The sequence below is a fragment of the Nocardioides phosphati genome, assembly GCF_014646375.1.
Classification (GTDB): Bacteria; Actinomycetota; Actinomycetes; order Propionibacteriales; family Nocardioidaceae; genus Nocardioides; species Nocardioides phosphati.
On record NZ_BMNI01000012.1, the window covers coordinates 23,337 to 50,134 of the forward strand.

The window sequence follows — 26,798 nt, forward strand, 5'->3', positions numbered from 1 at the left end:
ACCACGTTACGGCCTGTTCAGGTTTGTGCGCCGCAACTTGCGAGCCGCGTCACGCAGAGATGGGCGTCACGCCCAGAGCTGGCCCTCGAGCCGGTCCTCGGCCTCGTCGATGGTGCCCTCGTAGGCACCGGTGGAGAGGTACTTCCAGCCACCGTCCGCGACGACGAACGCGATGTCCGCCTTCTCCCCCGCCTTGACCGCCTTCGCGGCCTGGCCGAGCGCGGCGTGGAGGATCGCGCCGGTCGAGATGCCGGCGAAGATGCCCTCCATCTCGAGAAGCTCGCGCACCCGGCGTACGGCGTCACGGGGGCCGACCGAGAAACGGGTGTCGATGAGCGAGGCGTCGTACAGCTCGGGGACGAAGCCCTCGTCGAGGTTGCGCAGGCCGTAGACGAGCTCGCCGTAGCGCGGCTCCGCCGCGACGATGCGGACGTCGGGCTTGGCCTTGCGGAAGAAGCGGGAGACGCCCATGAGGGTGCCGGTCGTGCCGAGGCCCGCGACGAAGTGCGTGATGGACGGCAGGTCAGCGAGGAGCTCCGGGCCGGTGCCGAGCTCGTGTGCGAGCGCGTTGGCGTCGTTGCCGTACTGGTAGAGCATCACCCAGTCGGGGTGCTCGTCGGCCATCCGCTTGGCGACCCGGACGGCCTCGTTGGAACCACCCGCGGCGGGCGAGGAGTGGATCTCGGCGCCCCACATGCGCAGGATCTGGCGACGCTCCTCGGAGGTGTTCTCCGGCATCACGAAGACGGTGCGGTAGCCCTTGAGCTTCGCGGCCATCGCGATCGAGATGCCGGTGTTGCCGGAGGTCGGCTCGAGGATCGTGCAGCCGGGACGCAGCAGGCCGGACTTCTCGGCCTCCTCGATCATCTTCAGGGCCGGGCGGTCCTTGATCGAGCCGGTCGGGTTGCGGTCCTCGAGCTTGGCCCAGATGCGGACGTCGTCACCGCCGCCGACCATCGCGGAGAGCCGCGGCAGCCCCACCAGGGGGGTGTTGCCGACGGAGGCGAGGAGGTTGTCGTAGCGGGCCATGGCTCGATTATCGCGGTGCAGAGAGTGCGCGGAGCGCGCAGTCTCAGGCAGCGCCTCCCGCAACGGCGGGGAGGACGACGACCTGGTCGCCGTCGGAGAGGGCAGCCTCGAGGCCACCGATGAAGCGGACGTCCTCGTCGTTGATGTAGACGTTGACGAAGCGGCGCAGGTCGCCGTTGTCGATCAGGCGGTCCTTGATGCCCGTGTGGCGGGCCTCGAGGTCGTCGATCAGGGCCGCGAGCGTCGCACCCTCGGCGTCGACGGCCTTCTCGCCGCCGGTGTAGGTGCGCAGGATGGTGGGGATCCGGACCTCGATGGCCATGTCAGTTGCTCCTCGCGGGCAGTTGGGCGACGACGGTGACCTCTTCCTCGGTCACCTCGCCGTCGATGATGCGATACGACCTGAACTCCACGGGGCCCTCGTTATTCCCGTGCTCACGCGTGCTGACCAGCACGTAGTGGGCGTTGGGCTCGCTGGCCAGGCCGATGTCGGTGCGGCTGGGGTACGCCTCCGTCGCGGTGTGCGAGTGGTAGACGATCACCGGCTCCTCGTCGTTCGCCCACATCTCCTTGTAGAGCGCGAGGAGCTCGGTGGAGTCGAACTCGTAGAACGTCGGGCTGCCGGCGGCGTTGATCATCTCGATGAAGCGCTCGGGGCGGTCGCTGCCCTCAGGGCCGGCGACGATGCCGCAGCACTCGTCCGGGTGATCCCGCTTGGCGTGCGCGACGATCGCGTCGTACGTCGCCTGGTCGATGGTCAACACGGCGCACAGCCTAGGCGAGGACGGTGCCCGGACGCTCATCGAGGCGGGTGCCGGATCGGTCACGCGGTCAGGCGGAGAGCGCCTCGACGAGGGTCTCCTGCAGGTAGCCGACCCAGTCGTAGATGTCGTGGGCCTGCGCGGCCGGGTCGTCGTCGGGCAGCGCGGCCCAACGCTCCTCGTCACCCTCCTCGACACCCAGGCGCGTCGCCAGCGCGAGCCGGATGTCGGTGAAGGACTTCAGCCAGGCCATCGCCTCGCCCTCGTCGAGCTCGACGTCGACGTGGACCGCGTCGTCGACGTCGTCGGCCGGCAGGCCGGACTCCTCGAGCGCCTCGATGATCGCCCGGGCGCCACGCGCCTTGCCGTCACGCAGCGCGCCCTCGGTGAAGCGGCGGAACTCCCCCGCGGCTTCCTCGTCCTCGACGTACGCCGTGGGGAAGAGGCGCTGCAGGACGGGGTCCTCGGGAGCCGTGGTCGGGCCCGTGAAGTCGAAGAGCCGCGCCATCGGGTCGTCGTGCTCGACCGGCGCCGCCACCTCGCTGTGCAGCAGCTCGACGAGCTGGGAGGCGAGCGAGCGCAGCAGGTCGGCCTCGGAGCCGGTGAACTCGGCGATCACCCGGCCGCTGCGGCGGTGCTTGTGGAACCCCTCGGTCACTGCTTCTCCATCGTCGCCCACAGGCCGTACTCGTGCATCGCCTGCACGTCGCGCTCCATCTCCTCGCGGGTGCCCGTCGAGACGACCGAGCGGCCCTCCTCGTGGACCTGGAGCATCAGCTTCTCGGCCTCCGCCTTCGAGTAGCCGAAGTACTTCTGGAAGACGAAGGAGACGTAGGACATCAGGTTGACCGGGTCGTTCCAGACCACCGTCACCCAGGGCCTGCTGAGGAACGTGATCTCGTCGGGGACCGTCTCGGACCCGACCTCGGGGCTTGCGGTCGACACGGCCCCATCGTTCCACAGCCGTGGCCCGCCCCCGAACGCCGTACGCCGCCCCCACGCGGTGGCGCGGGAGCGGCGTACGAGGAGGTGGTGCGGCGGGTCAGCCGGCCGAGACCACCCAGGCGTTGGCCGTGGCGACCTCGATGCGCGAGCCGATCGGCAGGCCCAGGCCGGCACCGATGACCTTCACGTCGAGGGCCCGGACGGTGATGCCCGTGGCGGTGCGCACCTGCTCGTTGATCGTCACGGTGACCAGGCCGAGGACGCTGATCTTGGTGTTGGCCGCGACGTTGAGCGGGATCGCCTTGCCGGCGATGACCAGGTTGACCAGGTTCGACTGGCCACCGCGGGCCACGGTGCCACCGGTGACGACGGAGGCCTGGGCCTTCGACGTGACGGCGTCCGCCTTGATCAGGCCACCGAGCAGGTTGAGCGACTGGACACCCGAGGACACCGTCGAGCGCGAGGCGTCAACGGTGCGCGAACCGTTGACCGTCGAGGAGACGGTGCCCGAGTTGAGGAGCGTGCCGACGTGCACGCCGACGGTGTTGTTGGTGAGGTTCTGGCCCGCGGTGCCGCCCTGCGGCATCGTCGCCAGGGCCGTCGGGCCCGAGGTGACGGTCGGGGTGCCGTTGATGACGGCGACGACCTGGGTCGCGTAGCCACGGCCGCCGACCGGCGCGCCGAGCGAGGCGGTGGGCAGGACCGCGGCGGCCGCGGTCGGGGCGACGTCGATCACGGTGCCGGCACCGTAGGAGCCGAGCGCGGAGAGCAGCGTGATCTCGATGCCGGCGCCGACCTCACGGGCGGCGTTGTCGGAGATCTGCGTGGCGACGGCCTTGTTGATGACGACCTTGGCGATGCCGGGGACGTTGACGGTGAAGTTCTTGCCGGGGTTGAGCGGGATCGTCGCGTCACCGACGGCGAGGTCGACGAACTTCGCGGCGCTGGCCGGCGTGGCGATGCCGTTGACGACGGAGACGGCGCTGGTGCTCTCGACCGCGGTGGCCTTGACCAGGCCGCCGAGCAGGTTGAGTCCGTCGACGCGGGCCGTCGAGACGATCCGCTTGCCGCCGGTGATCGCGGTGGTCGCGACCGACGTGCTGATCACGCCGGTGGTGGCGATGCCGGGCAGGTTCACCGTGGCGATCGAGTTGCTGGCCGTCTTGCCCGTGTCGGGCGTGTTGAGGCCGCTGGCAGCCGTGGGGCCGGACTCGACGATGCCACCGAGCGCGACGATGGTCGTGCCGGCGGCCGTGCCGACGAGGTTCTGGTTCGTGACCGCAGCCTGGGCCGGCGTGGCCGCCAGGACGGCAGCCGAGGCGACGGCGGAGGCGAGGACGGCGACCGCGCCGGCGCGCGCGGCGCGACGGGTTCCGAGAAGCGTGGTGCTCATGAGGACTCATTTCAAAGAAAAAAGGGGCGCTGCCCCGCTGCAGTACACCGAGGAAACGCGGCACCGCCCGTTCCATGACGGCGGATTTTGGTGACGCCTCACACATTTCCCGCAGCGGCACCGGTCCGGGGCCGCCCGCGCGGCCGGGCGCGGTGCTCCGGGGGAATGCCGAGCGCCCACAACCCGTTGCCGCCACCGTGACCAGCCGACTCTTCCAGCCCCTGACCGTCGGAGCCGTCGAGCTCCCACACCGCGTCGTGATGGCGCCGCTGACCCGGATGCGCGCGACGCAGCCGGGCGACGTCCCCAACGAGCTGATGGCGGAGTACTACGCCCAGCGTGCCGGCGCCGGGCTCCTCATCACCGAGGGCACCCAGATCTCCCCCCAGGGCAAGGGGTACGCCGACACCCCGGGCATCTACAGCGACGAGCAGGTCGCGGGCTGGCGTGTCGTCACCGACGCCGTGCACGCCGCCGGCGGTCGCATCGCCCCGCAGCTGTGGCACACCGGCCGCGTCTCGCACGACTCCCTGCACGAGGGCGGCGCGCTGCCCGTCTCGGCCAGCGCCATCCCGTTCCGCAACCGCACCTCGCTCAAGGACGCCGACGGCAACGTCTACCGCGCTGACTGCCCGACCCCGCACGCGCTGACCGTCGAGGAGATCGCCGGCGTCGTCGAGGACTACCGACGTGCCACCCGCAACGCCCGTGAAGCCGGCTTCGACCTCGCCGAGATCCACGGCGCCCACGGCTACCTGCTCCACCAGTTCCTCTCCGCCGACAGCAACCAGCGCACCGACGAGTACGGCGGCTCGCTGGAGAACCGTGCCCGCCTCATGCTCGAGGTGCTCGACGCGGTCATCGACGCCTGGGACGCCGAGCACGTCGGCATCCGGATCTCCCCCATCGGCTCCTTCAACGGCCTCGAGGACCCCGAGGGCGCGGAGGCCGGCCTCTACCTCGCCGAGCAGTTCGCCCGGCGGGGCATCGCCTTCCTCCACCTCTCCGAGCCCGACTGGGCCGGCGGGCCCGAGCTCACCGACGAGTACCGCAAGGAGCTCCGCGCGGCGTTCCCCGGCGTGATCATCGGCGCCGGCGCGTACGACGTGGCGAAGGCGGAGCGCCTGCTCGACGCCGGCTTCATCGACGCGGCGGCGTTCGGCCGGGCGTACATCGCCAACCCCGACCTCCCCGAGCGCCTGCGCACCGGCGCCGCGCTCAACGAGCCTGACCAGGCGACGTTCTACGGCGGCGGCGCGAAGGGCTACACCGACTACCCGGCCCTCGAGGACTGACCGGCCCGACGGACGGGGCGTCCGGGTGATCCACCCGGACGCCCCGTTCAGCCTCGTCACACAATTGTCTCGGAAACGAGACATGTGTCCCGGGCAACACCCTGCCGTACGGAAAAGTCGGGGCCTTAGGCTGCCGGGATGAAGAACACTCGACTCGCCCGCGTGGCTTCCACCCTCTCCCTTGCCGTGGCGCTCACCGGCCTCGCCGCCTGTGGCTCCTCGTCCGACGACTCCGCCAAGGGCGGCCTGGACCTGATCAAGGCCGGCACGCTGACGGTCTGCTCGGACGTCCCCTACCCGCCGTTCGAGGACTTCGACAAGTCGACGCCCTCCGGCTTCACCGGCTACGACATCGACATCGTCAGCGCGATCGCCAAGGAGCTCAAGCTCAAGCTCGTCGTCAAGGACTCCGACTTCAGCGCGCTCAAGAGCGGCCTGGCCCTGAACTCCGGGCAGTGCGACGTCGCAGCCAGCGCCATGTCGATCACCCCCGAGCGCGAGAAGCGCCTCGGGTTCAGCGACGGCTACTACGACTCCGAGCAGTCCCTCCTGGTGCCGACGGGCTCGCCGATCAAGGCCATCGGTGACCTCGACGGCAAGAAGGTCGCCGTGCAGAAGGGCACCACCGGCGAGGAGTACACCGCGAAGCACGCCCCCGGCGCCAAGGCGATCTCCTTCCCCAGCGACGGCCAGATGTACGCCGCCATCAAGGCCGGCCAGGTCGACGCCATCCTGCAGGACCTCCCGGTCAACCTGGACCACCAGAAGGACCCGAAGGCGCCGGGCAAGTACACCGTGGTCGAGACGTACAAGACCGACGAGCAGTACGGCTTCGCGATGAAGAAGACCAACACGGCCCTCATCGACGCCGTCGACAAGGCCCTGAAGGACCTCCACGACAACGGCGACTTCCAGAAGATCTACGACACCTACTTCGCCACGAAGTGACGCGTCACCGATGCCTACCCTGACCCGCACGCAGCGGAAGAAGGCCGCACACCTCGGGGTGTACGCCGTCCTCGCGCTGCTGGCGCTCCTCGTCGCCCTCTTCGCCGACTGGCCTCTGCTCAGGCTCAACTTCGCCGACGGCGAGACGTGGCGCGCACTGTGGCCCGACATCTTCCTGGTCGCGGCCCGCAACACGCTGATCTACACGGTGCTCGCCTTCACGGGCGGACTGGCGCTCGCACTGGTGCTCGCCCTCATGAAGCTCTCGGACGTGCTCGGTCTCCGGCTCATCGCAACCGCCTGGATCGAGTTCTTCCGGGGGCTTCCCGCCCTGGTCGTGATCCTCTTCATGGCGCTGGGCGTGCCACTGGCTTTCGGCTGGACACCGCCCGGCGGCACGATGGGTGCCGGCATCCTGGCGCTCGTCTTCGTCTCGTCCGCCTACATGGCCGAGACGCTGCGGGCCGGCATCCAGGCCGTCCCGCACGGGCAGTCGGAGGCGGCCCGGTCCCTCGGCATGAGCTCGACCTGGACCTTCGTCTCGGTCGTCCTCCCTCAGGCGATCCGGATCGTCGTCCCGCCGCTGACCAACGAGGTCGTCCTGCTCCTCAAGGACACCTCGCTGCTCGCGATCGTGGGCCAGCAGCAGAGCCAGCTCGACCTGACGTCGTTCGGCCAGAACGGCCTGACGACGTACTCCAACCCGTCGCCACTGCTGGCGATCGCGCTGGTGTACCTGCTGATCACCCTGCCACTGACGCGCCTCGTCGCGTGGCTCGAGGCACGACAGAAGAGGGCGCGCTGACATGGCTGACACGACCCCCGCCACCCGTGCCATCGAGGTGCGGAATCTCCACAAGTGCTACGGCGACAACGAGGTGCTCAAGGGCATCGACTTCCACGTCGACGCCGGCCAGGTCGTCTGCGTGATCGGCCCGTCGGGCTCGGGCAAGTCCACGCTGCTCCGGTGCGTCAACCGGCTGGAGGAGCCGACCTCCGGCCAGGTCATCATCGAGGGCATCGACATCACGGACGAGAACACCGACCTCGACGCGGTCCGCTCGCGGATCGGCATGGTCTTCCAGCAGTTCAACCTGTTCCCGCACATGAGCGTGCTGCGCAACCTGACCATCGCCCAGCAGCGCGTCAAGAAGCGGAGCAAGGACGAGGCTGTCGCGATCGCGAAGGCCAACCTGGAGAAGGTCGGGCTCCTCGGCAAGGCCGATGCCTATCCGGCGCACCTCTCGGGCGGCCAGCAGCAGCGCGTGGCGATCGCCCGGGCACTGTCGATGAACCCCGACATGATGCTCTTCGACGAGCCGACGTCCGCGCTCGACCCCGAGCTCGTCGGCGACGTCCTGCAGGTCATGAAGGACCTCGCCGCCGAGGGCATGACGATGATGGTCGTGACCCACGAGATGGGCTTCGCCCGCGAGGTCGGCGACAAGCTGGTCTTCATGGACGGCGGCGTGATCGTCGAGGAGGGCGACCCGCGCCAGGTGCTGGGCAACCCGCAGCACGAGCGCACCCAGGCGTTCCTCTCCAAGGTGCTCTGACCCAGCCACGCACGAACGCCGCCTCCCGGTCTCCGGGAGGCGGCGTTCGTCGTACGTCGGGGGTCAGCGGCCGTTGATCGCCCAGTCGCGGATCTTGTCGATGCGGGCCTGCAGCTGGTCGACGGTCGCGACCGCGGACGGCGGACCACCGCACTCCTTGCGCAGGGCGCTGTGCGTGACGCCGTGCGGCTGCCCGGTGCGGTGGTACCACGCGGCGACGAGCCCGTTGAGCTCCCGCCGGAGTACGCCGAGGCGCTCGTGCGCGACCGCCCGGTCCTCGTCGCTCACGCCCGATGCCCGCTGCGCCTTCTGCTCCTGCTTCTGCTTCTGGGCCCGCTCCGACTGGCGCGACTGCAGCAGGTCGCGCACCTGGTCGGGCTCGAGGAGGCCGGGGATGCCGAGGAAGTCCATCTCCTCGTCGGAGCCCACGTGCACCTCGCCGGAGTGGCCGAACTCGCCGCCGTCGTACAGCACGCGGTCGAAGGTGGCCTCGGAGCCGAGCGCCTCGAAGTTGCCGAGCAGGTCGTCGGAGGCGCCCTCGGCGGCGTTGGCCTGGTCGATCAGGCCCTGCTCGGCGGCGAAGATGTCGCCCTCGTCGTTGACCTTGCGGCCCAGGACGTGGTCGCGCTGGACCTCCATCTCCGAGGCCAGGCCGAGGAGGTTGGGCACCGACGGCAGGAAGACCGACGCGGTCTCGCCGCGCTTGCGGGCGCGCACGAAGCGGCCGACCGCCTGCGCGAAGAAGAGCGGGGTCGAGGTGTTGGTCGCCCAGACGCCCACGGCCAGGCGCGGCACGTCGACGCCCTCGGAGACCATGCGCACCGCGACCATCCAGCGCTGCTCGCCCTCGGAGAACTGCGTGATCTTCTTCGAGGAGGCCTTCTCGTCGGAGAGGACGACGACGGGGGCCTCCCCCGTGATCGCGCGCAGCAGCTTGGCGTAGGCGCGCGCCGCGGTCTGGTCCGACGCGATGACGAGCCCGCCGGCGTCGGGGACGTGGCGGCGTACCTCGGAGAGGCGGCGGTCGGCGGCCTCGAGCACGGCCGGCATCCAGGAGCCGGCCGGGTCGAGGGCCGTGCGCAGCGCCTGCTGGTGCATGTCCTTGGTGAGGGGCTCCCCCAGGCGCGCGGTGATCTCGTCACCCGCGCGGGTGCGCCACTGCATCTCGCCGGAATACGCCATGAAGAGCACGGGGCGGACGACGTGGTCGGCGAGCGCGTGGGCGTAGCCGTAGGTGAAGTCGGCCTTCGACTGCGGGATGCCGTCCTCGTTGGGCTCGTAGCTCACGAACGGGATCGGGTTCACGTCGGAGCGGAACGGCGTGCCGGTCAGCGCGAGCCGGCGGGTCGCCGGGTCGAACGCCTCACGGACGCCCTCTCCCCAGCTCAGCGCGTCGCCCGCGTGGTGCACCTCGTCGAGGATGACGAGGGTCTTGAACCGCTCGGTGCGGATCCGCATGGCGAGCGGGTTGACCGCGACGCCGGCGTACGTCACCGCGATGCCGAGGAAGTCGCTGGAGGTCTTGCCCTGCCCCGCGGAGTACGCCGGGTCGATCGGGATGCCCGCGCGGGCGGCGGCCTCCGCCCACTGGACCTTGAGGTGCTCGGTCGGCGCCACGATCGTGATCCGGTCGATGACCCGGCGGCCGAGGAGCTCGGCGGCGACGGTGAGCGCGAAGGTCGTCTTGCCGGCGCCTGGCGTCGCGACCGCGAGGAAGTCGCGGGGCTGCTCGTCGAGGTACTTGCGCATCGCGGCGGCCTGCCACGCACGCAGCGACGTCGCCGTGCCCCACGCAGCACGGTCCGGCCACGCCGGCGTGAGCGCGCCGGGGGCCTGGGGAACCGCGTCGAACAGGTCAGCCTCGGGGCTACCCGTCAAGATGCGTCCCCGCCCTCGCCCGATCCGTTGTCGCCGCCGTTGAGCGACTCCCAGATCTCCTTGCACTCCGGGCAGACCGGGAACTTCTCCCCCGCCCGGTTGGGCACCCAGACCTTGCCGCAGAGCGCGACCACGGGAGTGCCCATGACCATCGCCTCGGTCAGCTTGTCCTTCGGGACGAAGTGGCTGAACCGCTCGTGGTCACCGTCCTCGACCGACAGCGTCTCGCGGTCCTCGACGACGTCGAGCTGGGTGAATCCGATGGGCGTGCTCACGGGGCGATCCTATGCGACGGACGGAGACGCGCCGACCAGCGCGGCGTTCTCCCGGAGGCGGAAATGACGATCCCCGGGGGCCGGCGCGAGGGAGGGAGGACGTGGCCCGAAGGCCACGGGGAGGGTGCGCCAGCACCCGGGGGACGTCAGCTTGCAGGGCGGAGCGTCAGGCGATCGCCGAGGTGCGCGACCGCGTGCCCGCCTTGATCCGCTCGAAGAGCGTCGGCACCGGCTCGGGGACCCAGTTCGCGCCGATCTCGAAGCCCTCACGGGCCTTCGCCTCGACAGCGGCACCGACACGGGCACCGTGCTCGGCGAGCTGGTAGGCGGAGATCCGGCCAGAGTTCAGTGCAAGGAGCTCGCGCTCCTTCTCCCGGCTCCGCTCGAGGATCTCGACAACCTCGTCGTCGCCCTCGGCCAGCGCCTTGTCGAGCACCAGGCGCACGCCCGGGATCTCGTCGGCAGCGCCGCGCCATGCCTCGATGGTCGCCTGCTCGAGGTCGAGCGGCTGCTCCTTGGCGATGGTCTCGGTGTGGCCGGACAGGCGCGTGTGCCACCGCAGCGACAGTGCACCCAGGAGGTCCAGCTCGTCACGGAAGACCTGCTCGACGCCGGCGACGTACATCGGGAGCTCGCCGTCGCGACGGACGTCGGCTTCCTTGATCACGGCCTGGAGGACGTCCCCACGGCGGTGAAAAGCTTCCCAGTTCATGGTGAGCTCCTTTCACTCATCCTGTGCCCGGAGGGCGACTGGGTCGTCGCATACCGCCGGTACGTAACGACCGTACGTTGCATACCGGCGGTATGCCAACCAGCAGCGCGGTGATGCGTGACACGTCACGGTGATGGCCGTCACCTAGACTCCCCCGCATGAGCAAGACCGAAGGTTCCGGGAGCGACCGACGGCCCAAGCTGGCGATGCCGCGCGTACCGTCCGTGCCGGGCGTTCCCGGCCTCAGCCGCCGCCAGCAGTACTCCGCGGCGACCCGCAAGGCCCTCATCAAGGCCGCCGGCCAGCTCTTCGCCGTGCGGGGGTACGCCGCCACCTCGCTCGACGCGATCGTCACCGAGGCCAAGGTGACCAAGGGCGCGCTCTACCACCACTTCTCCGGCAAGCAGGGCATCTTCGAGGCGGTCCTGGTCGACCTCGAGGACCAGGCCGCGCGCCAGATCGGCAAGGCGATGAAGGGCGTCAAGGACCCGTGGGACCAGGCGCGGGCCGGCCTCATGGCGTTCCTCGAGGTGCTGCGCGAGCCTGCCTACAGCCGCCTCGTGGTCCACGAGGCGCCGACCGTCCTCGGCCCGCGAGCCACGGACCGCGAGGACCGCTCGACGTTCGCGGTCATCCGGCAGGTGGTCAGCAGCGTCCTCAGCGGCGAGGCGAGCGACGACGCGAGCGGGGTCGACCCGCAGATGCAGGAGACCTTCTCGCGGATCTTCTTCGGCGCCCTGGCCGCGGCCGGCGACGCGATCGTCGAGAGCGCCGACCCCGCCGCCGCCACCCAGCGGGTGGAGGCGGCGTTCGGCATGCTCTTCGACGGCATGCGCACGCTCGCCGGCACCGCCCGCCCGGAGGCGGACTCCGTCAGCGGAAGGTGACGCCGCCGCCGTTGATCGGCACCAGGTGGATCCAGGTGTGGCCGGCGGGGACCTTGAGCTGACCCTGCTTCGTCACGAAGGTGACGGTGTCGCCCACCTTCGGCTTCTTCCACATGGCGCGGACCGCCTTGCCGTCGTGGAAGATGATCGCCTGGCCCTTGCCCTCGAAGTGCGAGACCGGCACGGGGTTGCCCGCCGGGTCGAGGTACGGCGCGGTCGAGGTCGTCACCATGCAGGTGATCACGGTGTCGGCCTTGAAGACGTCGCCGTCGGGCATGTAGCCGTTCTGCAGGATGTACTTCTTGCCCATGAGCTGCCAGTGGGCCGTACGGCCACCGGACATCCGGGCGTCGATCGTGGTCGCGTGCTTGCCGGGCCGCAGCGCCTTCGACGTGCCGAACGGGAGGTAGTCGACGGGCCGGGCCGGCTGCTTGGCCTGGCGGGCCAGCTGCTTCAGGTTCGCCACGACGCTGTGGAGCGTGTCGTGCGAGCCGTCCAGGAGGCGCTGCAGCGCGGGGTTGGAGCCGAACTGGACGTACTTCTGACCGGCGCGGCGCAGGCCGTCGAGGGTGACGGGCGCAGCGCCCGAGGTGACGATCTCGGCACCGAGCGGCTTCGCGACGCCGATGTCGGTGAGGCGCATCGACCGGACCGGGCCGACCTTGCGCGGCAGCTGCGACTGGAAGAAGGCCGCGAGGCGCGTGATGCCGCCCTCGACCAGCTCCTCGACGACCAGGTCCGCCTTGCCCAGGCCGTACTGCGGCGCGCTGGCGTTGCTGTTGTCGATCTTGACGATGTACGCCGGCGACTTCGGCGAGCGCCCGGCGGGAACCCTGAGTCCGGTCAGCGGCCAGGTCTCCGGAGCGGGGGCCGCTGCGGTGGACGAGGCCTCGCTCGACTTGGAAGGCTTGTCAGTGCCCGTGTCTCCCCCTCCGCAACCGGCGAGCACCAGGCTCGCGGCGAGGGTGGCGGCAACGGAAAGGCGCATGCGGCGCACAGGAGTCTCCTTCTGCAGTGAAGTCGTGCTCCTCGAAGTCTGGAGCCGCGCCTCCGCCCAGCGGCGGAGGCGCGCCCTCGGACCCCGAGATCGAGTGGTGCCGCTTGGTTCAGCGCAGGGTGCCGGCGAACCAGCCAGCGGTCCACGGCCGGCGGATCCGGACGTGGTCACCCGACTTGGGAGCGTCGATCATGCGACGGTAGCCGTCCTTCCAGCCCAGGAAGATGGCCACGTGGTAGACGTCGCCGCCATAGGTGAAGAACATCAGGTCGCCCGGCTTCATGTCGGACTTGGCGATGCGGCGGGCGTAGCCGGCCTGCGCGTCCGAGGAGCGCGGCACGGAGATGCCGGCCTTGCGCATGGCGAAGTAGACGAGGCCGGAGCAGTCGAAGCGGCCGGGGCCGGCGTAGCCGTAGCCGTAGGGGTCGCCCTGCTGGTTCTTCGCGATCTGGACGCCGTCGAGCACCTTGGCGTAGCGCGTGGTGATGGCATCGGCCTTCGGCGCCGTCGACACGGTCGTGGCCACCAGGCCGAGGCAGAGGACGAGCAGGACGAACGGCAGCATGACGTAGCTGCGCATGCGAGAGATCGCAGGCATGAGTGATTCCTTTCCCACGCCTGTGAGGTGAGCTGTCGGGTTGGAGCTGGAAAGTGCTCCGCCACTGCTGTGGCTTCACCCCGAGCGGTCCGGAGACCGCGTGGAACCTGTGGGTCCCCCACTCCTGCCCAGATCTCTTGATCACGGGGACGCTTCCGGCCGGGCAGGACTCGGCGATGGCCGGAGCGTTGTGTTCTGTTGTCGGGCGTCGACGGTACGTAGCGTGAGCGCTACTCGCCAGTCGGGACCCCTCCTTTGGTATGTGATCCCTCTCGCGTGACGCACACAGCCCCGCCCGACGACGTCGGACGGGGCTGCATAACTGCTGGTCAGAGCGGCTTCGAGGCCGATCAGTGGATGGCGGCGCCGCCACACACGTTGAGCGTCTGGCCTGTGATGTACGACGCCTCGTCGCTGCAGAGGAACGCCGCGGCGGCCGCGATGTCCTCGGGCTGGCCGACGCGGCCGACCGGGTTGTGGTCGGCGTTGAGCTTGAAGAACTCCTCAGGCTCCATGCCCAGGCGGCGCGCGGTGGCCTCGGTCATCTCGGTGACGATGAAGCCGGGGGCGATCGCGTTGACGTTGATGCCGAACTTGCCGAGCTCCTTGCCCAGGGTCTTGGTGAAGCCCTGGACGCCGGCCTTGGCGGCCGAGTAGTTGGCCTGGCCGCGGTTGCCGTAGGCCGAGATGCTCGAGAGGTTGAGGATCTTGCCGTAGCGCTGCGCGGTGAAGACCTTCTGCGCGGCCTGGCTCATCAGGAACGCACCCTTGAGGTGGACGTTCATCACGAGGTCCCAGTCGACGTCGGTCATCTTGAAGAGCAGGTTGTCGCGCGTGATGCCGGCGTTGTTGACCAGCACGTGCAGCCCGCCGAGCTCGGCGACGGTGCGGTCGACAGCGGCCTCGACGGCAGCACGGTCGGCGACGTCGCAGCCGATGCCGATCGCCTTGGGGAGCTTCGCGGCAGCAGCCGCGGCGTCCTCCTCGTTGAGGTCGACGATCGCGATCGCGGCGCCCTCCTCCGCGAACCGCTGTGCCATGCCGAAACCGATGCCGCGCGCGGCACCGGTGATCAGGACGACCCGTCCGTCGTAGCGACCCATGCTTCTCCTCCAGGTTCTCGGTGGTCGGCAGGCTCTCGGTGGGCGAGCCTGTCGAGACCCGGCCACCCTAGCCCCGGCCGGTCACAGCGCGGCACGCAGCCTTTCGGCGTACGCCGCGGGCTCGCCGTCGGCGTAGCGGTGCCGGGGCCAGAAGAAGCCGCGCAGGCCGTCGCCCTTCGTCCGCGGCACCACGTGGCAGTGCAGGTGCGGCACCGACTGGGAGACGGTGTTGTTCATCGCGACGAAGGAGCCCTGCGCCCCGAGCCCCTCGACCACCGCGGTCGCGAGGCGCTGGGCAGCGGCCAGGAACGGGTCGCGCAGCTCCGCCGGCAGGTCGGGCAGCGTCACGTGGTGCGCCTTCGGCACGAGGAGGACGTGGCCCTTGAAGACGGGCCGCCGGTCGAGGAAGGCGAGGAGATCATCGGTCTCGAGCACGACGTCGGCCGGGGTCTCCCCCGCCACGATCGAGCAGAACACGCAGTCCATGCCCTCGACCGTAGCGGCTCAGACGTGCGTGGGCAGGCCGGCGTCGTACAGCGCCAGGATGTCGTCGGTGGACTGCAGGACCTCGACCACGACCGGGGCCGGAGTGACGTGGAGGGTCGGGTAGTCGACCTCCCCCGCCGCCGGGTCGACCGCGAACGCCAGCCGCTCCTCGCCGAGTGAGAACTGCGCGTCGACCCCCTGCTTGTTGCCCCGCGGATCCTGCCGGTGCCACGCTCCCTCGAGGTGCACGGCCACGAGTCCGTGGAGGACGTGGCTCTCTCCGTGCGCGAGCCGCTGGTAGGCGAGTGCGGCCGGCACGCCCTGCGACCGGAGGACCGCGGCGAGCAGGTGCGCCTTGGCGTAGCAGAGGCCGACACGGTGCTCGAGGACCTCCGAGGCCCTCAGCGTCACGCGCGGATCGCCCACGTCGTACGAGTGGCCGACCTCGTCGCGCACCCAGGTGAACGCACGCTCGGCGAGCTCCGCGTCCGTGTCCGAGCCGGCGCGTAGCGACTCCCCGAGCATGACGACCGCCGGATGCCTCGACTCGACCACGGCGTCGTCGCCGAGGCAGCGGGCCGGGTCGAGCGAGTCGAGTGGCGGCGAGGAGGCGTGGGACACGCGCCCACGGTAGGGGCCGGGAAAGCAACAAGGCGAAGGCTTTTCGTCCGCGGGGGACGAAGAGCCTTCACCTTGCTGTAAGAGGGCTGTCTCGCAGTGGAGCTGCGGGGAATCGAACCCCGGTCCTCGAGCGTCGATCCAGGTCTTCTACGGGCGTAGTCCGCGGTATGCGCTTTTCTCGGCCCCGGCGCTTGCACGGACACGTGCGCCGACGGGCTCAGTCGGGATTAAGTCCCGATCAACCCTCCCGACGGAGGTTGATCAGCAAGTCCTCTAGATGAGGCCAAGGTCCGGGACGAGGACGGATGCCCGGCTTGACCCTTCGATCACTGCTCAGGCAGCGAGAGCGAAGTCGTTGCGGTTAGAGTTGGCAACTATTGGTTTCCAGCGATCGTTAACGAGATAACGCTGGCTTCTCGACCCGCTTCCCCTGGAACTAACGTCCCAAGTCGAAACCGATCAGCCCCTCTTGATTTTTCAATGCTGACCCCGCGCGGCGACGCCAACGTGATCAGTCTAGTGGTCGCAACCGAGCGGCGACGACCGCTTATTCCGCGTCGAGCCGCTCGAGGCTGCGCACACGCAACGTGCCGACCTCGAGCTCGTCGATGACGAGCTTCCGGATCCGCGACTCGGTCACCGTGAGCCGGCCGATCGCGACGGCCCCGAGCGCGACCGCGCCGACCGCCAGGGCCCCGACGGCGAGGGCGCCGAGCGCACCTGCGCCGGTGGCGCCGAGCCCGACGGCACCGGTCGCGAGCAAACCGCCGCCACGGATCGGGACGTCTCGTGAGATCTCCATGCGACCGATCCTGTCACCTGCATCAGGCGCCGAACAGGCGTACGCCGTTCTCCCAGCAGACCGCCCGCAGCCAGGCGTCGCCGAGGCCGAGCCGCTCGAGTGCGAGGACCTGGTGCGCGTAGGGATACGGGATGTTCGGGTAGTCCGAGCCGAAGAGCACCTTCTCCGGCAGCGCCGCGAGCCGCGGGAGCAGTGCCCGCGGGAAGGCACCCTCACCGTTGTCGAAGAAGTCGGTGAAGAGCATCGTCGTGTCGAGGTGCACGTGGGCGAACTCCTCCGCGAAGCCGATGAACTCGGCGTACTCGGGGGCACCCATGTGGGCGAGCACGAGGGTGAGCGCGGGGTGTCGCCGCAGCAGCTCCGCGACCGGCGCGTGGCCGGTGTGCTCGCCGGGCATCGGCCCGGACCCCGCGTGCAGGACCACGGGTACGCCGGCGGCCTCGACCAGCGGCCACACCCGCTCGAGCTCCGGGTCCAGGACGCTGAACCCACCGACCTGGACGTGGATCTTGAAGATCGCCACGCCCTCCGCGAGGCGCTTCGCGACGTACTCCTCCGCCTCGGGCTCGGGGTAGAAGGTGGCCGAGCGCAGCGCACCCGGCGTGCGGTCGGCGAACTCCGCGCACCACGCGTTGAGGAACTCCGCCATGCCGGGCCGGTGGGCGTAGGTCAGTGCCGGGAAGCGCAGCGTGCCGAAGGAGCGCAGCGTCTCGACGAGCTCCTCCTCCGACGACCGGTAGAGGATCGGCCAGTCGCGCCCGATGAACGGACCGGCCGTGTCGAACGCCGCGCGGATCTTCTCGAAGACCCGCGGCGGGTGGAAGTGCGTGTGCACGTCGAAGAGCCCGGGCACACCGAGCCGGTCACGGAAGGCGGCGAGGTCGACGACGGGGTAGGCGTCGGCCGGGCGGGGCGAGCCGCCCTCGTGGTCGCACACGCCGGGTCAGTCCTTGTAGCCCTTGAGCCGACGCTGGACGGCCTGCTCCTTCTCGCGGTTGGCCTGCCGCTCGGCGAGGCTGTGCCGCTTGTCGTACTCCTTCTTGCCGCGCGCCAGCGCGAGCTCGACCTTCGCGCGGCCGTCCTTGAAGTAGAGGCTGAGCGGGACCAGCGTGTAGCCCTTGTCGCCGAGCTTGCGCTCCATGCGGGTGATCTCGGCGCGGTTGAGCAGCAGCTTGCGACGGCGGCGCGCGGCGTGGTTGGTCCACGTGCCGTTGAGGTACTCCGGGATGTGCACGCCGAGCAGGAAGACCTCGCCGCCGTCGATCTCGGCGAAGCCGTCGACCAGCGAGGCGCGGCCCTGCCGCAGCGACTTGACCTCGGTCCCCATCAGCACCATGCCGGCTTCCCACGTCTCGTCGATGTGGTAGTCGTGCCGCGCCTTCTTGTTCTGCGCGATGGGCTTGGTGCCCTGTTCCCTGGCCATTCGGTCATTCTCTCAGCACGGGCCAGCGAGTTTCGCGACGGCCCGCTCGCGACGGGACCGCGCGCACTGGATCCGGGTGGTCGAGGTCAGAGCCACTTCATCGGGTCGACGTCGACGCCGTTCTCCTTGACCGTCCAGTGGAGGTGGCAGCCGGTCGCCCAGCCGGTGTCTCCGACGTACCCGATGGTCTGGCCGCGCCGGACGTGCTGGCCGACGCCCACGATGTAGCGCGAGGCGTGGCTGTAGCTCGTGGAGAGGCCCACGCCGCCGTGGACGCCGAGGTCGATGAACATGTAGTTGCCCGACGGGTCCCAGTCGCCGCCACCACGGGCGACGACGACGCCGTCGGCGGGCGCGCGCAGCGGCTGGCCGCACCCGACGCCGAAGTCGATGCCGTTGTGGAACATGCGGGTGTGGAAGATCGGGTGGATCCGCCAGCCGAACGGCGAGGTGATCGGACCGCTCGCCGGTGCGGAGAGGTAGCCGGGCCCGTCGGCGTAGTTGCCTCCGTGCTTGCGGATCTCGGCCGCGGCCCGCCTCCGCAGCATCGCGGAGATGTGGTCCTCCTTCGCCTTGAGGTGGGCGAGGGCGGCACGGTCGGCGGCCTTGGCGCGCGCGGCGCGGTGCTGGATCGCGGCGCGCCGGTCGACGAGGGACTGGACCTTGGCGGTCTCGGCGGCGGAGCGCTTCTCCAGCGCCGCCTTCTCCTGAAGGTTGGCGGCGGCAGCCGCGCGGCTGGCGGCGACCTCGGCCTTGCGGGTCTCCACCTGCTGCTCGCGTGCGGCCAGCTCACGCTCCGCGGTCTCCAGGCCAGTGAGCACGGCATCCTCACGCGCCGTGTAGGACTCGTTGAACGCGATCGCGCGCGTCATGTCACCCGGGTCGCCCGCATCGGCGACCGCGGCGAAGCCGAGCAGCCGCGGGTCACCCTGCTCGTAGACCGACGTCACGTACGCCGCGATGGCGTCCTTCTGGTCGGCGACCCGCTGGCGGCCGTCAGCGAGCTCCTGCTGCGCGACCGCGAGGTTGTGGACGGCCGTGGCGAGGGCGGCCTGCATCTTCTCGTCGCGCACGCGCGCGGCGTGCAGCGCCACCCGCGTCGCGTGCAGCCGCGACGTGGCGGTGTGCAGCGAGGCCTCGGCGTGGTGCAGCGCCGCGGTCGCCCGCGCCGAGGCCGCGCTCGAGTCCTCGAGCTCGGACTGCGCGTGGGTGACCTGGCGGTGGACCTGCTTCTGCTTGTCCTTCAGGTCGTCCTTCGCGGACGCGAGTGGGGTCGTGAGGGCCATCGTGGCGACCGAGGCGAGCAGGAGCGCGCCGAGCCGTCGATGGTTGGCAAAGGGGAAGGGGCCAGCCACGGGTGGAACCTTTGTTCGGGGAAGAGAACAGTTCGACGGTAGGCGACGCGGGTCAGACCTTGAGGTATTTCCGCGTCAGCAGGAGTGTCGGCGCGACCGTGAGGATCGGGCCGAGGATCGCGGCGGCCGTGACCGCCATGCGCAGGTCGGTCCAGTCGACCCACGGCATCAGGCGCAGGTCGCTCACACCACGGATGATCGCGAAGTACTCGAACGACGTGAGCGCGATCGCGGCCAGCGCAACGCCCGCCACCGCCGTGATCAGCGCCTCGAGGAGGAACGGCAGCATGATGTAGAGCGTGCCGGCGCCGACGAGTCGCATGATGCCGATCTCCCGCCGTCGCGCGTACGCCGTGAGGCGGATCGTGTTGGCGACGAGCAGCAGCGCGGCCATCAGCAGGATGCCGGCCGTGAGCAGCGAGCCGATCTGCATGCGGTCGAGAATCTTGAAGATCGGCCCGACCAGGCCACGCGAGTCACGGATACTGTCGACACCGTCGAGGCCCTGGACCGCGCTCATGATGCCGGCGGCCTTGTGCCGGTCCTTGAGGTCGATCCAGACCGACTCGCGCAGGTCGTCGGGGCCGAAGTCGGCCGGGAGCTTGGTCTGGTACTGCTGGCCGAAGAGGCGCTTGGTCTTGTCGTAGGCGGTCTGCTGCGACTCGACGTGGTAGCCCTTGGCCTCCGGGTTGGACTCGACCACCTTGATGATCGCGGCCTTCTGCGCCGGGCTCACCTTGCCGGTGCAGGTGCTCGCCTTGGAGGCGTCGTTGCAGAGCCAGACGACGACCTGGTTGATCTTGCCGAAGTGCTCCTCGGCGTGGTCGGCCTGGAACTTCAGTAGCGCGCCGAGGCCGACGAGGGTGAGGGAGACGAAGAGCGTGAGCACGACCGCGAGGTGCATCGAGACGTTGCGGCGCAGGCCCTGCTTGAGCTCGGTGAAGACATAGGTCATCTGCATGGGAAGGCCTCAGTTCTCGTAGCCGTAGGCGCCACGAGCCTCGTCACGGACGACCTTGCCGTCGGCGAGCTCGATGACACGCTTGCGCATCTGGTCGACGATGCCGGCGTCGTGGGTCGCCATGATCACGGTCGTGCCGGTGCGGTTGATCCGGTCGAGCAGCTTCATGATGCCGAGCGACGTGGTCGGGTCGAGGTTTCCGGTCGGCTCGTCGGCGATGAGGATCATCGGCCGGTTGACGAAGGCGCGCGCGATCGCCACGCGCTGCTGCTCACCGCCGGACAGCTCGTCGGGCATGCGCTCGGACTTCTCCGAGAGGCCGACCAGCTCGAGCGTCTCGGGGACGAGGCGCTCGATGTCCGAGCGCGACTTGCCGATCACCTGCAGCGCGAACGCGACGTTCTCGGCGACGGTCTTGTTCTGGAGGAGGCGGAAGTCCTGGAAGACGGTGCCGATCTGGCGGCGCAGCCGTGGCACCTTCCACCCCGCGAGGCGGTTGAGGTCCTTGCCGGCGACGTGCACACGGCCGTCGGTCGCCTGGCTCTCGCGCAGGATGAGGCGGAGGAACGTCGACTTGCCAGATCCCGAGGCGCCGACGAGGAAGACGAACTCGCCCTTCTCGATGTCGACCGACACCGTGTCAAGCGCGCTGTGGGACTGGCCCGGGTAGGTCTTGCTGACCTTCTCGAAGCGGATCACCGGACGGAGTCTAGGCGAGCGGTCCACCGGATCCGGGGACCTGCGTGTCGCACCGCCACGCTGGCCGGGCTCCCGGGTGGTCCCGGGTCGGGCCGCCGCTGACGTGCCCGCGCCCTAGGCTGGGCGCCATGCCTCGTCGTCGCCGCCCCGTGCTCGTCCGCGTCCCTGCCGCGCTGGCGACCGCGCTCATGGGTGCCGTCCTCGCGGGCTGCGGTGGCGGGACCGCCGCTCCCCCGGCGCCGCCGAAGCCCACCCCCCTCGCGTCGTACGACGGCACGGTGGCCCAGGTCGGGCGGGCGCCCTTCTGCTCGCGCGTCCCGGACCGGGCCGTCCTCGAGGCGGTCGGCACGAAGGTCACCACGTCGCACTACGGCAACGGCCAGCGGTTGCCCGGGACCGAGGACGTCTCCCACGAGTACGGCTGCGTCTTCACCGGCAGCGACGTCGTCGCGCGCGGCTGGGTCTTCGTGCCGCCGGTGACGCCGGCCCGCGCCGCGCAGCTCGTGACCGCCGCGCGGAAGGTGCCCGGCTGCCGGCCGGTGCCTGCTGCGAAGTTCGGCTCCCCGGCCGTCGGCACGCTCTGCCACGGAGGCGGCCACGCGACGGTGACCTACCGCGGACTCTTCGGTGACGCCTGGCTCGCCTGCTCGCTCGCGGAGCCGACCACCCGGCCTGCCGCTGCCCGGGCTGCCGCCGAGAAGGCACTGGTCGCCAGGGCCGGCATCTGGTGCGTCCGGGTGGCGACCGCCGCCAGCGCCTCCGCCTCCTGACGCCGAGGCGGCAGCGGGTGCGTGCCGAGGCGGCACATGTGGTGCGGCCGGGTCAGCTCGTCACGGGAGCCAGCTGAGCACGGCCTCGGCGAACTGCTCCGGCGCGCGCCGGTGGACGTGGTGACCCGCGTCGATCGCGACCAGGCGGCAGTCCGGGATCCGGCGTACGACGTCGGCGACGCGGTCCGCGGGCAGGTGCGAGCGCGCGCCACCGCTGACCACGAGTGTCGGCGCGGCGATCCGGGCGAGCTCCCGCCACGCGCCCTCGTCGTACGTCGACGCCTCGGTCATCAACGCCGGCACGGCCGCCCAGTCGAAGTCGAGCGCACGGTCGGGGCGCTGGGGCACGGGGCGCGTGCGCGGGAACGGCGGGATCACGTCCTCGACGACGAGGCGGCCGACGAGGTCGGGGCGGTGGGCCGCGATCCGGAAGGCGATGCTGCCGCCCATCGAGTGGCCGACCAGCACGACGTCGCGCAGCCCGAGCGCGTCGAGCCATCCGCAGAGGTCCGCCTCGATCAGGTCGTGGCTGTAGGCGCCCGGCCAGTCGCTCGCGCCGTGGCCGCGCACGTCGACGGCGTACGTCGTGAAGCGCGCGGCGAGCGCGTCGCGCACGGGATCCCAGCTCGCGGCGCTCTCCCCCAGCCCGTGCAGCAGCACGAGCGGCGGACCGTCGCCGCGCACGTCGTACGCGAGCGTCACCTCACCGACGGTGACCCGCCGCAAGGGCGTCAGTCCTGCTCGACGCCGCCGCGACGCCAGCGGATGCCGGCCTCGATGAAGTCGTCGATGTCGCCGTCGAGCACCGAGGCGGGGTTGCCGGACTCGTGGCCGGTGCGCAGGTCCTTGACCAGCTGGTACGGGTTGAGGACGTAGTTGCGCATCTGGTCGCCCCACGACGCGGCGACGTCGCCCTTGAGGTCCTTCTTGAGCGCGGCCTCCTCGGCCTTCTTCTTCGCGAGGAGCTTCGCCTTGAGGACGACCATCGCGGAGGCCTTGTTCTGCAGCTGCGACTTCTCGTTCTGGCAGGAGACGACGATGCCGGTCGGCAGGTGCGTCAGGCGGACCGCGGAGTCGGTCGTGTTGACGGACTGGCCGCCGGGGCCGCCGGAGCGGAAGACGTCGACGCGCAGGTCGTTCTCGTCGACCTCGATGTTGTCGGTCTGCTCGAGCACCGGCACGACCTCGACGGCGGCGAACGACGTCTGGCGGCGGCCCTGGTTGTCGAACGGCGAGATGCGCACGAGGCGGTGCGTGCCGGCCTCGACCGACAGCGTGCCGTAGCCGTACGGCGCGTGGATCGCGAACTCGGCCGACTTGATGCCCGCCTCCTCCGCGTAGGAGACGTCGAAGACCTCGACCGGGTACTTGTTGCGCTCGGCCCAGCGGGTGTACATCCGCATCAGCTGCTCGGCGAAGTCGGCGGCGTCGACGCCACCGGCGCCGGCGCGGATGGAGACGATCGCCTCGCGGGCGTCGTACTCACCGTTGAGCAGGGTGCGGACCTCCAGGGCCTCGACGGACTTCTTGATCCGCTCGAGGTCGGCGTCGGCCTCGGCCAGCGTCTCGGCGTCGCCCTCCTCCTGGCCCATCTCGACCATCAGCGCGAGGTCCTCGATGCGCTCGGCGAGGCCGGTGAAGCGCTCGATCTCGCCGTTGAGGGCGGAGAGGCGACCGGTCACCTTCTGCGCGCGCTCCTGGTCGTCCCACAGATCCGGGGCAGCGACCTGCTCCTCGAGCTCCGCCTTCTCACGACGGAGCCCACCCAGGTCGAGCACCTGCTCGATGGTGCTCATCGTCGCCTGGAGCTGCTTGATCTCACTGTCGAAGTCCGTGGCTGCCACGAGGAGCAAGGCTACGCCACTCCGGACGCCGACCGGACGGGGGCGTGGAGCCGGAAATGGAAGGTCCCCGCAAAGGTCTCGGGTCCTCTGCGGGGACTGGCTCCATTGTGGGGCCGCCGTGTCCTCGGCGGGACCCCAAATCGGGCCTTCGTGACGGATGTCACCCCGGGCCGAGCGCGAGCGTTGCGGAGCCGGAGGCCGAGACGCTCGCCGCCGTCAGGCCCTGCACCGTCAGCGGCAGGTCGAGCGGCGCGCGCAGCCGGACCACGACGCGGTCGCGGACGACGTCGACCACCGCCACCAGCCCCGGGTGGTCACGCACCGCGCCGGTCACGCTGAGGTGCTCGGCGACGCTCGCCCGCGCCGTGCGGACGTCGAGCGGCGCGGTGCGCCCCAGCCCGCCGTCGTACGCCGGGGTGCCCTGCACCTGGTCCGCCGCAGCGAGGGCGGCACCATCGGCCAGGGTGGCCAGGGACTCGCGCTGGAGGTAGGCGGCCGAGGCGTCGACCGTGACGCCGACCGCCATCAGCAGCACCAGCGCGAAGCCGATGATGAGCACGGTGACCTGACCGGCCTCGCCGCGAACCCGGCTCACGGCCCCACCTCGCGGTACCGCCCGATGGGCACGCGGTGCTCCGACGCGATCGCGAAGCTGGGTGCGCCCCCGCCGAGGGCGGCCGGAACCAGCGGCAGGACGACGCGCGAGGAGACCCGCACGATGATGGTGCTGCCGCGGCGGTGGCACGGCGGCGCCGGCTCACAGGTGACCCGGACGTCGAACGGCTGGTCGACGCCCTGGTCCGCGAGCGCGACCTCGACGGCCCTCCGGGCGCGGGCGAGCCCTTCGGCGTCGGTGTCGGCGAGCGCGTAGGCCCGGCCGGCGGCGCGGGAGGCCGCGGATGCTCCGAACGCAGCGCCCTGCACGTCGAATACGGCGAGCAGGATGTAGACGAGCGGAACCAGCAGGAGCATCCCCAGCCAGACGAACTCGACGAGTGCGCTGCCGTCCTCGTCGTGCCTGCGCCGCCTGACCGGGCTCACCCACCCGTGCCTCATCGGGGCTCCTCGATCGCATGACCGGTCAGGACGAGCCGGGTCGCCGGGCCCCACAGGCCGAGCGGTGGAACGACCGCCACCACGCGGACCTCGACGCCCGGCTGGCCGTCGACGGCCGTCGGGCGCGCGGAGACGTCGCGCGCGAACCTCGCCGAGAGTGCCCCGGCGATCTGCTCGCGCGTGCGGCGCACACCATCAGCCGGGCCGGAGTCGACGGTCGCCGCGAGCCGTGCGCCGTCGGACGCCGCGGCCGTCAACATGTTGCGGACGTGGAGCACGAGCGCAAGCTGGAGGATCCCCAGGACCAGCGGGAGCAGCACCACCGTCACGAGGACGAAGTCGACGACCGCAGCCCCGGCTTCAGCCGCTGACCTGCGCGAGTGCATTGCTCAGCATCTGCTGCAGCTGCGGCCCCGCGAAGCGCCACAGCATCGTCACCAGACCGGCCGTCATGATCGTCACGAGCACCCAGCCCGGTACGTCGCCGCGCTCGCCGCGGTCGCGGCCCACGCGCTCGCGCCGCGGAGCCGGCGCACCGGTCACCACCGCCAGACACCACACCCACATCGTCATCTGCTTCACCCGAGATCCTTCCGTTGCCCCGGAGGGCGCTTGTGTGCCCCTCAGGGCGTCATCAACGTCAGCCCGGCAGCGCCGGGCCACAGAGCAAAGACCACGGTCACCGGCAGCACGAGGAAGACCACCGGGACCATCATCAGCACCTCACGCCGCGCAGCCGACTCGATCAGCTCGCGCCGCCCGGCCTCGCGCACATCGGCAGCCTGCGCGTGGAGGATGTCGGCGAGCGGCGTGCCGCGCTCGACGGCGACCGCGATGCCCTCGGCGAACCGCGCCACGAGTGGCACACCCGTCCGCGCCGCGAGCTCGTCGAAGGCGGTGCTGACCGGGGTACCCGTGCGCACCGCGGCGAGCACGTGGCCGAGCTCGTCGGCGAGCGCACCCGAGCTTCGCGCGACCACCCGGGTCAACGCCGCGACGGGCCCCTCCCCTGCCGCGACCGCGAGCGCGAGGAGCTCGGCGACCGCCGGGAACTCGACCAGCACCGCACGCTCGCGCCGCCGCACCTGGGCCGTGAGCCGTTGGTCGCGCAGCACCACGCCGCCCGCGAAGCCCAGCGCACAGATCAGCAGGAGCGGCACGACGTCGCCGGTCGTCGCGCCCTTCAGCGACTCGAGCAAGGAGTACGCCGCGGCGAGGGCGAAGCCGACGAGCCCCCACACGACCTGCTCCACCCGGAAGTCGGCAACCGTGCCGGGCAGGCCAGCCCGCTCCGTGCGCCGGCGCACGGTCGCCGCTCCGCCGAGCACGGACTCGAGCCGTGCCGCAGCCGCGGCGAGCGCCGGGCCAGCCAGCGACCCGGCCAGCCCGCGAGAGGCCCCACCCACGCGCATCTCCACCCGGCGTACGTCGCGCAGGTAGGGCAGCACGCGGACCCGGAGGTCGACCCGGCGCAGGGCACGGACGCGGACCGCGACGAGCATCAGGCCCAGCCCGGCGACCGCGCCGAGCACCGCTCCCCCGAACGCTCCCGTCATGCCATCACCCGGCGCTCGTTCGGGAGCCGCCCGATGCGGATCATCACGCGATAGGCCACGAGGCAGCAGGCCGCGCCACCGAACACGACGAACGCGCCGCCGGCCGAGGAGTAGCGGGCGATGACGTCGGGCTGGAAGGAGAGCATCAGCAGGACGACCCACGGGGCCGCCACAGCCAGGCGGGCGCCGGAGACGGTCCACGCCTGGCGCGACTCGAGCTCCGAGCGCGTGCGGGCGTCCTGCCGGAGGAAGGAGGAGAGGTTGCGCAGCAGGCGGCCGAGGTCGCCGCCACCGACCTCGCGCGCGATGCGCAGCGCCTCGACGACGCGGTCGCCGACCGGGTCGGAGAGGCGTGCCTTGAGCCGGTCGAGCGAGTCGGCGAACCGGCCGCTCACCTGGTAGTCGAGCGCGAACGCCGCGAACGCCGGCCTCAGCGCCGTCGGCCCCCGCGTGCCGAGGGCGCTCAGCGCCTCCGGCAGCGACATGCCCGCCCGCACGGCGCTGGCGAGGTTGTCGACTGCCTCGGGCCAGACCTCCGCGAACTCGCGCTGCCGACGCCGCGCCCGTCCGGCGAGGACGGCCCACGGCAGGTAGCCGGCGATCAGCGCGAAGACGAGCGCCACCGGCCACGCACCGGCGATCGCCATCAACGTCACGCCCGCCACGAGCCCACAGACGACGCTGAGGAGCACGACCGAGCGCGAGGAGACGCCCTCGAGCCCCGCACGCGCGAGGAGCTGCGCAACCCGCGGCGAGCGACGCGGGCGCACCCGCGGCTGCGGCGCCTGGAAGGACGACCAGATCAGCAGCAGCCCGATGCCGACCCCGAGGCCGACCAGCGCGCCCAC

General features: G+C 70.9%; 34 protein-coding genes, 1 other RNA gene and 1 riboswitch. Of the genes, 6 read left to right on the forward strand and 29 right to left on the reverse strand.

What is annotated here, in order from left to right:
* Positions 1-66: 66 nt before the first annotated feature.
* The 6 genes from IEX47_RS16085 to IEX47_RS16110 form a co-directional block, all read right to left on the reverse strand.
* The gene (locus IEX47_RS16085) at positions 67-1,029 is read right to left on the reverse strand and encodes a PLP-dependent cysteine synthase family protein (RefSeq protein ID WP_188785035.1); all 963 of its coding nucleotides are present in this window, start codon (positions 1,027-1,029) and stop codon (positions 67-69) included.
* Positions 1,030-1,072: 43 nt separating this feature from the next.
* Positions 1,073-1,351, reverse strand: a complete 279-nt coding sequence (locus IEX47_RS16090) for a MoaD family protein (RefSeq protein WP_188785036.1) — start codon at positions 1,349-1,351, stop codon at positions 1,073-1,075.
* Between the two features lies 1 nt (position 1,352).
* Positions 1,353-1,793 (reverse strand): M67 family metallopeptidase, encoded by a 441-nt coding sequence (locus tag IEX47_RS16095; protein ID WP_188785037.1) that lies wholly within the window; start codon positions 1,791-1,793, stop codon positions 1,353-1,355.
* A gap of 67 nt (positions 1,794-1,860) precedes the next feature.
* Complete coding sequence (locus IEX47_RS16100) at positions 1,861-2,448, reverse strand: DUF2017 domain-containing protein (protein WP_188785038.1); 588 nt, start codon at positions 2,446-2,448, stop codon at positions 1,861-1,863.
* Positions 2,445-2,735, reverse strand: coding sequence for an ATP-dependent Clp protease adapter ClpS (gene clpS / locus IEX47_RS16105; protein ID WP_188785039.1), 291 nt, complete (start codon positions 2,733-2,735; stop codon positions 2,445-2,447). Before clpS ends, IEX47_RS16100 begins: the two co-directional genes overlap by 4 nt.
* Positions 2,736-2,832: 97 nt before the next feature.
* Positions 2,833-4,128: a choice-of-anchor P family protein gene (locus tag IEX47_RS16110; protein ID WP_188785040.1), complete on the reverse strand. Its 1,296-nt coding sequence runs from the start codon at positions 4,126-4,128 to the stop codon at positions 2,833-2,835.
* A gap of 197 nt (positions 4,129-4,325) precedes the next feature.
* On the opposite strand from IEX47_RS16110, the gene nemA reads away from it, so the two are divergent.
* From nemA to IEX47_RS16130, 4 genes are all read left to right on the forward strand, one after another.
* Entirely contained in the window at positions 4,326-5,423 is a 1,098-nt protein-coding gene (gene nemA, locus IEX47_RS16115) for an N-ethylmaleimide reductase (protein WP_268238992.1), read from the forward strand.
* Positions 5,424-5,561: 138 nt separating this feature from the next.
* Positions 5,562-6,371, forward strand: coding sequence for an ABC transporter substrate-binding protein (locus IEX47_RS16120; RefSeq protein WP_188785042.1), 810 nt, complete (start codon positions 5,562-5,564; stop codon positions 6,369-6,371).
* A gap of 10 nt (positions 6,372-6,381) precedes the next feature.
* A complete protein-coding gene (locus tag IEX47_RS16125; RefSeq protein ID WP_188785043.1) occupies positions 6,382-7,176 on the forward strand; it encodes an amino acid ABC transporter permease in 795 nt (264 codons plus the stop codon).
* Between the two features lies 1 nt (position 7,177).
* Positions 7,178-7,927 (forward strand): amino acid ABC transporter ATP-binding protein, encoded by a 750-nt coding sequence (locus tag IEX47_RS16130; protein WP_188785044.1) that lies wholly within the window; start codon positions 7,178-7,180, stop codon positions 7,925-7,927.
* 63 nt (positions 7,928-7,990) lie between these two features.
* On the opposite strand, the gene IEX47_RS16135 is transcribed toward IEX47_RS16130, so the two are convergent.
* The 3 genes from IEX47_RS16135 to IEX47_RS16145 all read right to left on the reverse strand — a co-directional run bounded on the left by IEX47_RS16135 (position 7,991) and on the right by IEX47_RS16145 (position 10,792).
* Positions 7,991-9,805, reverse strand: a complete 1,815-nt coding sequence (locus IEX47_RS16135; RefSeq protein ID WP_444544085.1) for a DEAD/DEAH box helicase — start codon at positions 9,803-9,805, stop codon at positions 7,991-7,993.
* Complete coding sequence (locus IEX47_RS16140; RefSeq protein ID WP_373289243.1) at positions 9,802-10,080, reverse strand: DUF3039 domain-containing protein; 279 nt, start codon at positions 10,078-10,080, stop codon at positions 9,802-9,804. The genes IEX47_RS16135 and IEX47_RS16140 overlap by 4 nt, the downstream gene beginning before the upstream one ends.
* 166 nt (positions 10,081-10,246) lie before the next feature.
* Positions 10,247-10,792: a hypothetical protein gene (locus tag IEX47_RS16145; RefSeq protein WP_188785045.1), complete on the reverse strand. Its 546-nt coding sequence runs from the start codon at positions 10,790-10,792 to the stop codon at positions 10,247-10,249.
* Positions 10,793-10,950: 158 nt separating this feature from the next.
* On the opposite strand from IEX47_RS16145, the gene IEX47_RS16150 reads away from it, so the two are divergent.
* A complete protein-coding gene (locus tag IEX47_RS16150) occupies positions 10,951-11,679 on the forward strand; it encodes a TetR/AcrR family transcriptional regulator (RefSeq protein WP_188785046.1) in 729 nt (242 codons plus the stop codon).
* On the opposite strand, the gene IEX47_RS16155 is transcribed toward IEX47_RS16150, so the two are convergent.
* The 12 genes from IEX47_RS16155 to ftsE all read right to left on the reverse strand — a co-directional run bounded on the left by IEX47_RS16155 (position 11,666) and on the right by ftsE (position 20,724).
* Positions 11,666-12,667 (reverse strand): DUF3048 domain-containing protein, encoded by a 1,002-nt coding sequence (locus IEX47_RS16155; RefSeq protein WP_188785047.1) that lies wholly within the window; start codon positions 12,665-12,667, stop codon positions 11,666-11,668. The two genes, IEX47_RS16150 and IEX47_RS16155, sit on opposite strands and share 14 nt — an antisense overlap.
* Before the next feature lie 118 nt (positions 12,668-12,785).
* The gene (locus IEX47_RS16160; RefSeq protein WP_188785048.1) at positions 12,786-13,274 is read right to left on the reverse strand and encodes a C40 family peptidase; all 489 of its coding nucleotides are present in this window, start codon (positions 13,272-13,274) and stop codon (positions 12,786-12,788) included.
* 2 nt (positions 13,275-13,276) lie between these two features.
* Positions 13,277-13,433: riboswitch (cyclic di-AMP (ydaO/yuaA leader) on the reverse strand.
* A 191-nt stretch (positions 13,434-13,624) separates the two neighbouring features.
* On the reverse strand, positions 13,625-14,377 hold the full coding sequence (locus IEX47_RS16165; RefSeq protein ID WP_188785049.1) for an SDR family NAD(P)-dependent oxidoreductase: 753 nt from the start codon (positions 14,375-14,377) through the stop codon (positions 13,625-13,627).
* An 81-nt stretch (positions 14,378-14,458) separates the two neighbouring features.
* Positions 14,459-14,863 carry an HIT family protein gene (locus IEX47_RS16170; RefSeq protein ID WP_188785050.1) on the reverse strand — a complete coding sequence of 135 codons (405 nt, stop codon included), beginning with the start codon at positions 14,861-14,863 and terminating at the stop codon, positions 14,459-14,461.
* Between the two features lie 18 nt (positions 14,864-14,881).
* The gene (locus IEX47_RS16175; protein ID WP_229662938.1) at positions 14,882-15,484 is read right to left on the reverse strand and encodes a transglutaminase-like domain-containing protein; all 603 of its coding nucleotides are present in this window, start codon (positions 15,482-15,484) and stop codon (positions 14,882-14,884) included.
* Positions 15,485-15,578: 94 nt separating this feature from the next.
* Positions 15,579-15,951, reverse strand: a transfer-messenger RNA (tmRNA) gene (gene ssrA / locus IEX47_RS16180).
* Between the two features lie 80 nt (positions 15,952-16,031).
* On the reverse strand, positions 16,032-16,286 hold the full coding sequence (locus IEX47_RS16185) for a hypothetical protein (RefSeq protein WP_188785051.1): 255 nt from the start codon (positions 16,284-16,286) through the stop codon (positions 16,032-16,034).
* Between the two features lie 22 nt (positions 16,287-16,308).
* Positions 16,309-17,223: an amidohydrolase family protein gene (locus IEX47_RS16190; protein ID WP_188785052.1), complete on the reverse strand. Its 915-nt coding sequence runs from the start codon at positions 17,221-17,223 to the stop codon at positions 16,309-16,311.
* A 6-nt stretch (positions 17,224-17,229) separates the two neighbouring features.
* Positions 17,230-17,709 (reverse strand): SsrA-binding protein SmpB, encoded by a 480-nt coding sequence (gene smpB, locus IEX47_RS16195; protein ID WP_188785053.1) that lies wholly within the window; start codon positions 17,707-17,709, stop codon positions 17,230-17,232.
* Between the two features lie 86 nt (positions 17,710-17,795).
* Complete coding sequence (locus IEX47_RS16200; protein WP_188785054.1) at positions 17,796-19,064, reverse strand: murein hydrolase activator EnvC family protein; 1,269 nt, start codon at positions 19,062-19,064, stop codon at positions 17,796-17,798.
* Positions 19,065-19,116: 52 nt separating this feature from the next.
* Positions 19,117-20,025: a permease-like cell division protein FtsX gene (gene ftsX, locus IEX47_RS16205; RefSeq protein ID WP_188785055.1), complete on the reverse strand. Its 909-nt coding sequence runs from the start codon at positions 20,023-20,025 to the stop codon at positions 19,117-19,119.
* 9 nt (positions 20,026-20,034) lie between these two features.
* Positions 20,035-20,724 carry a cell division ATP-binding protein FtsE gene (gene ftsE, locus IEX47_RS16210; protein ID WP_188785056.1) on the reverse strand — a complete coding sequence of 230 codons (690 nt, stop codon included), beginning with the start codon at positions 20,722-20,724 and terminating at the stop codon, positions 20,035-20,037.
* 128 nt (positions 20,725-20,852) lie between these two features.
* On the opposite strand from ftsE, the gene IEX47_RS16215 reads away from it, so the two are divergent.
* On the forward strand, positions 20,853-21,494 hold the full coding sequence (locus IEX47_RS16215; RefSeq protein WP_188785057.1) for a hypothetical protein: 642 nt from the start codon (positions 20,853-20,855) through the stop codon (positions 21,492-21,494).
* 60 nt (positions 21,495-21,554) lie between these two features.
* Here the strand turns inward: IEX47_RS16215 and IEX47_RS16220 are convergent, their stop codons facing one another.
* From IEX47_RS16220 to IEX47_RS16255, 8 genes are all read right to left on the reverse strand, one after another.
* A complete protein-coding gene (locus IEX47_RS16220) occupies positions 21,555-22,196 on the reverse strand; it encodes an alpha/beta fold hydrolase (RefSeq protein ID WP_188785058.1) in 642 nt (213 codons plus the stop codon).
* A gap of 29 nt (positions 22,197-22,225) precedes the next feature.
* Entirely contained in the window at positions 22,226-23,338 is a 1,113-nt protein-coding gene (gene prfB / locus IEX47_RS16225; RefSeq protein WP_188785059.1) for a peptide chain release factor 2, read from the reverse strand.
* A gap of 160 nt (positions 23,339-23,498) precedes the next feature.
* Positions 23,499-23,933, reverse strand: a complete 435-nt coding sequence (locus IEX47_RS16230; protein WP_229662939.1) for a pilus assembly protein TadG-related protein — start codon at positions 23,931-23,933, stop codon at positions 23,499-23,501.
* Positions 23,930-24,394: a TadE/TadG family type IV pilus assembly protein gene (locus tag IEX47_RS16235; RefSeq protein WP_188785060.1), complete on the reverse strand. Its 465-nt coding sequence runs from the start codon at positions 24,392-24,394 to the stop codon at positions 23,930-23,932. Before IEX47_RS16235 ends, IEX47_RS16230 begins: the two co-directional genes overlap by 4 nt.
* Positions 24,391-24,780 (reverse strand): TadE/TadG family type IV pilus assembly protein, encoded by a 390-nt coding sequence (locus tag IEX47_RS16240; protein ID WP_188785061.1) that lies wholly within the window; start codon positions 24,778-24,780, stop codon positions 24,391-24,393. Before IEX47_RS16240 ends, IEX47_RS16235 begins: the two co-directional genes overlap by 4 nt.
* A complete protein-coding gene (locus IEX47_RS16245; RefSeq protein ID WP_308423286.1) occupies positions 24,755-24,967 on the reverse strand; it encodes a hypothetical protein in 213 nt (70 codons plus the stop codon). The genes IEX47_RS16240 and IEX47_RS16245 overlap by 26 nt, the downstream gene beginning before the upstream one ends.
* A 50-nt stretch (positions 24,968-25,017) precedes the next feature.
* On the reverse strand, positions 25,018-25,950 hold the full coding sequence (locus IEX47_RS16250) for a type II secretion system F family protein (protein ID WP_188785062.1): 933 nt from the start codon (positions 25,948-25,950) through the stop codon (positions 25,018-25,020).
* Positions 25,947-26,798: a type II secretion system F family protein gene (locus IEX47_RS16255; protein WP_188785063.1), complete on the reverse strand. Its 852-nt coding sequence runs from the start codon at positions 26,796-26,798 to the stop codon at positions 25,947-25,949. The genes IEX47_RS16250 and IEX47_RS16255 overlap by 4 nt, the downstream gene beginning before the upstream one ends.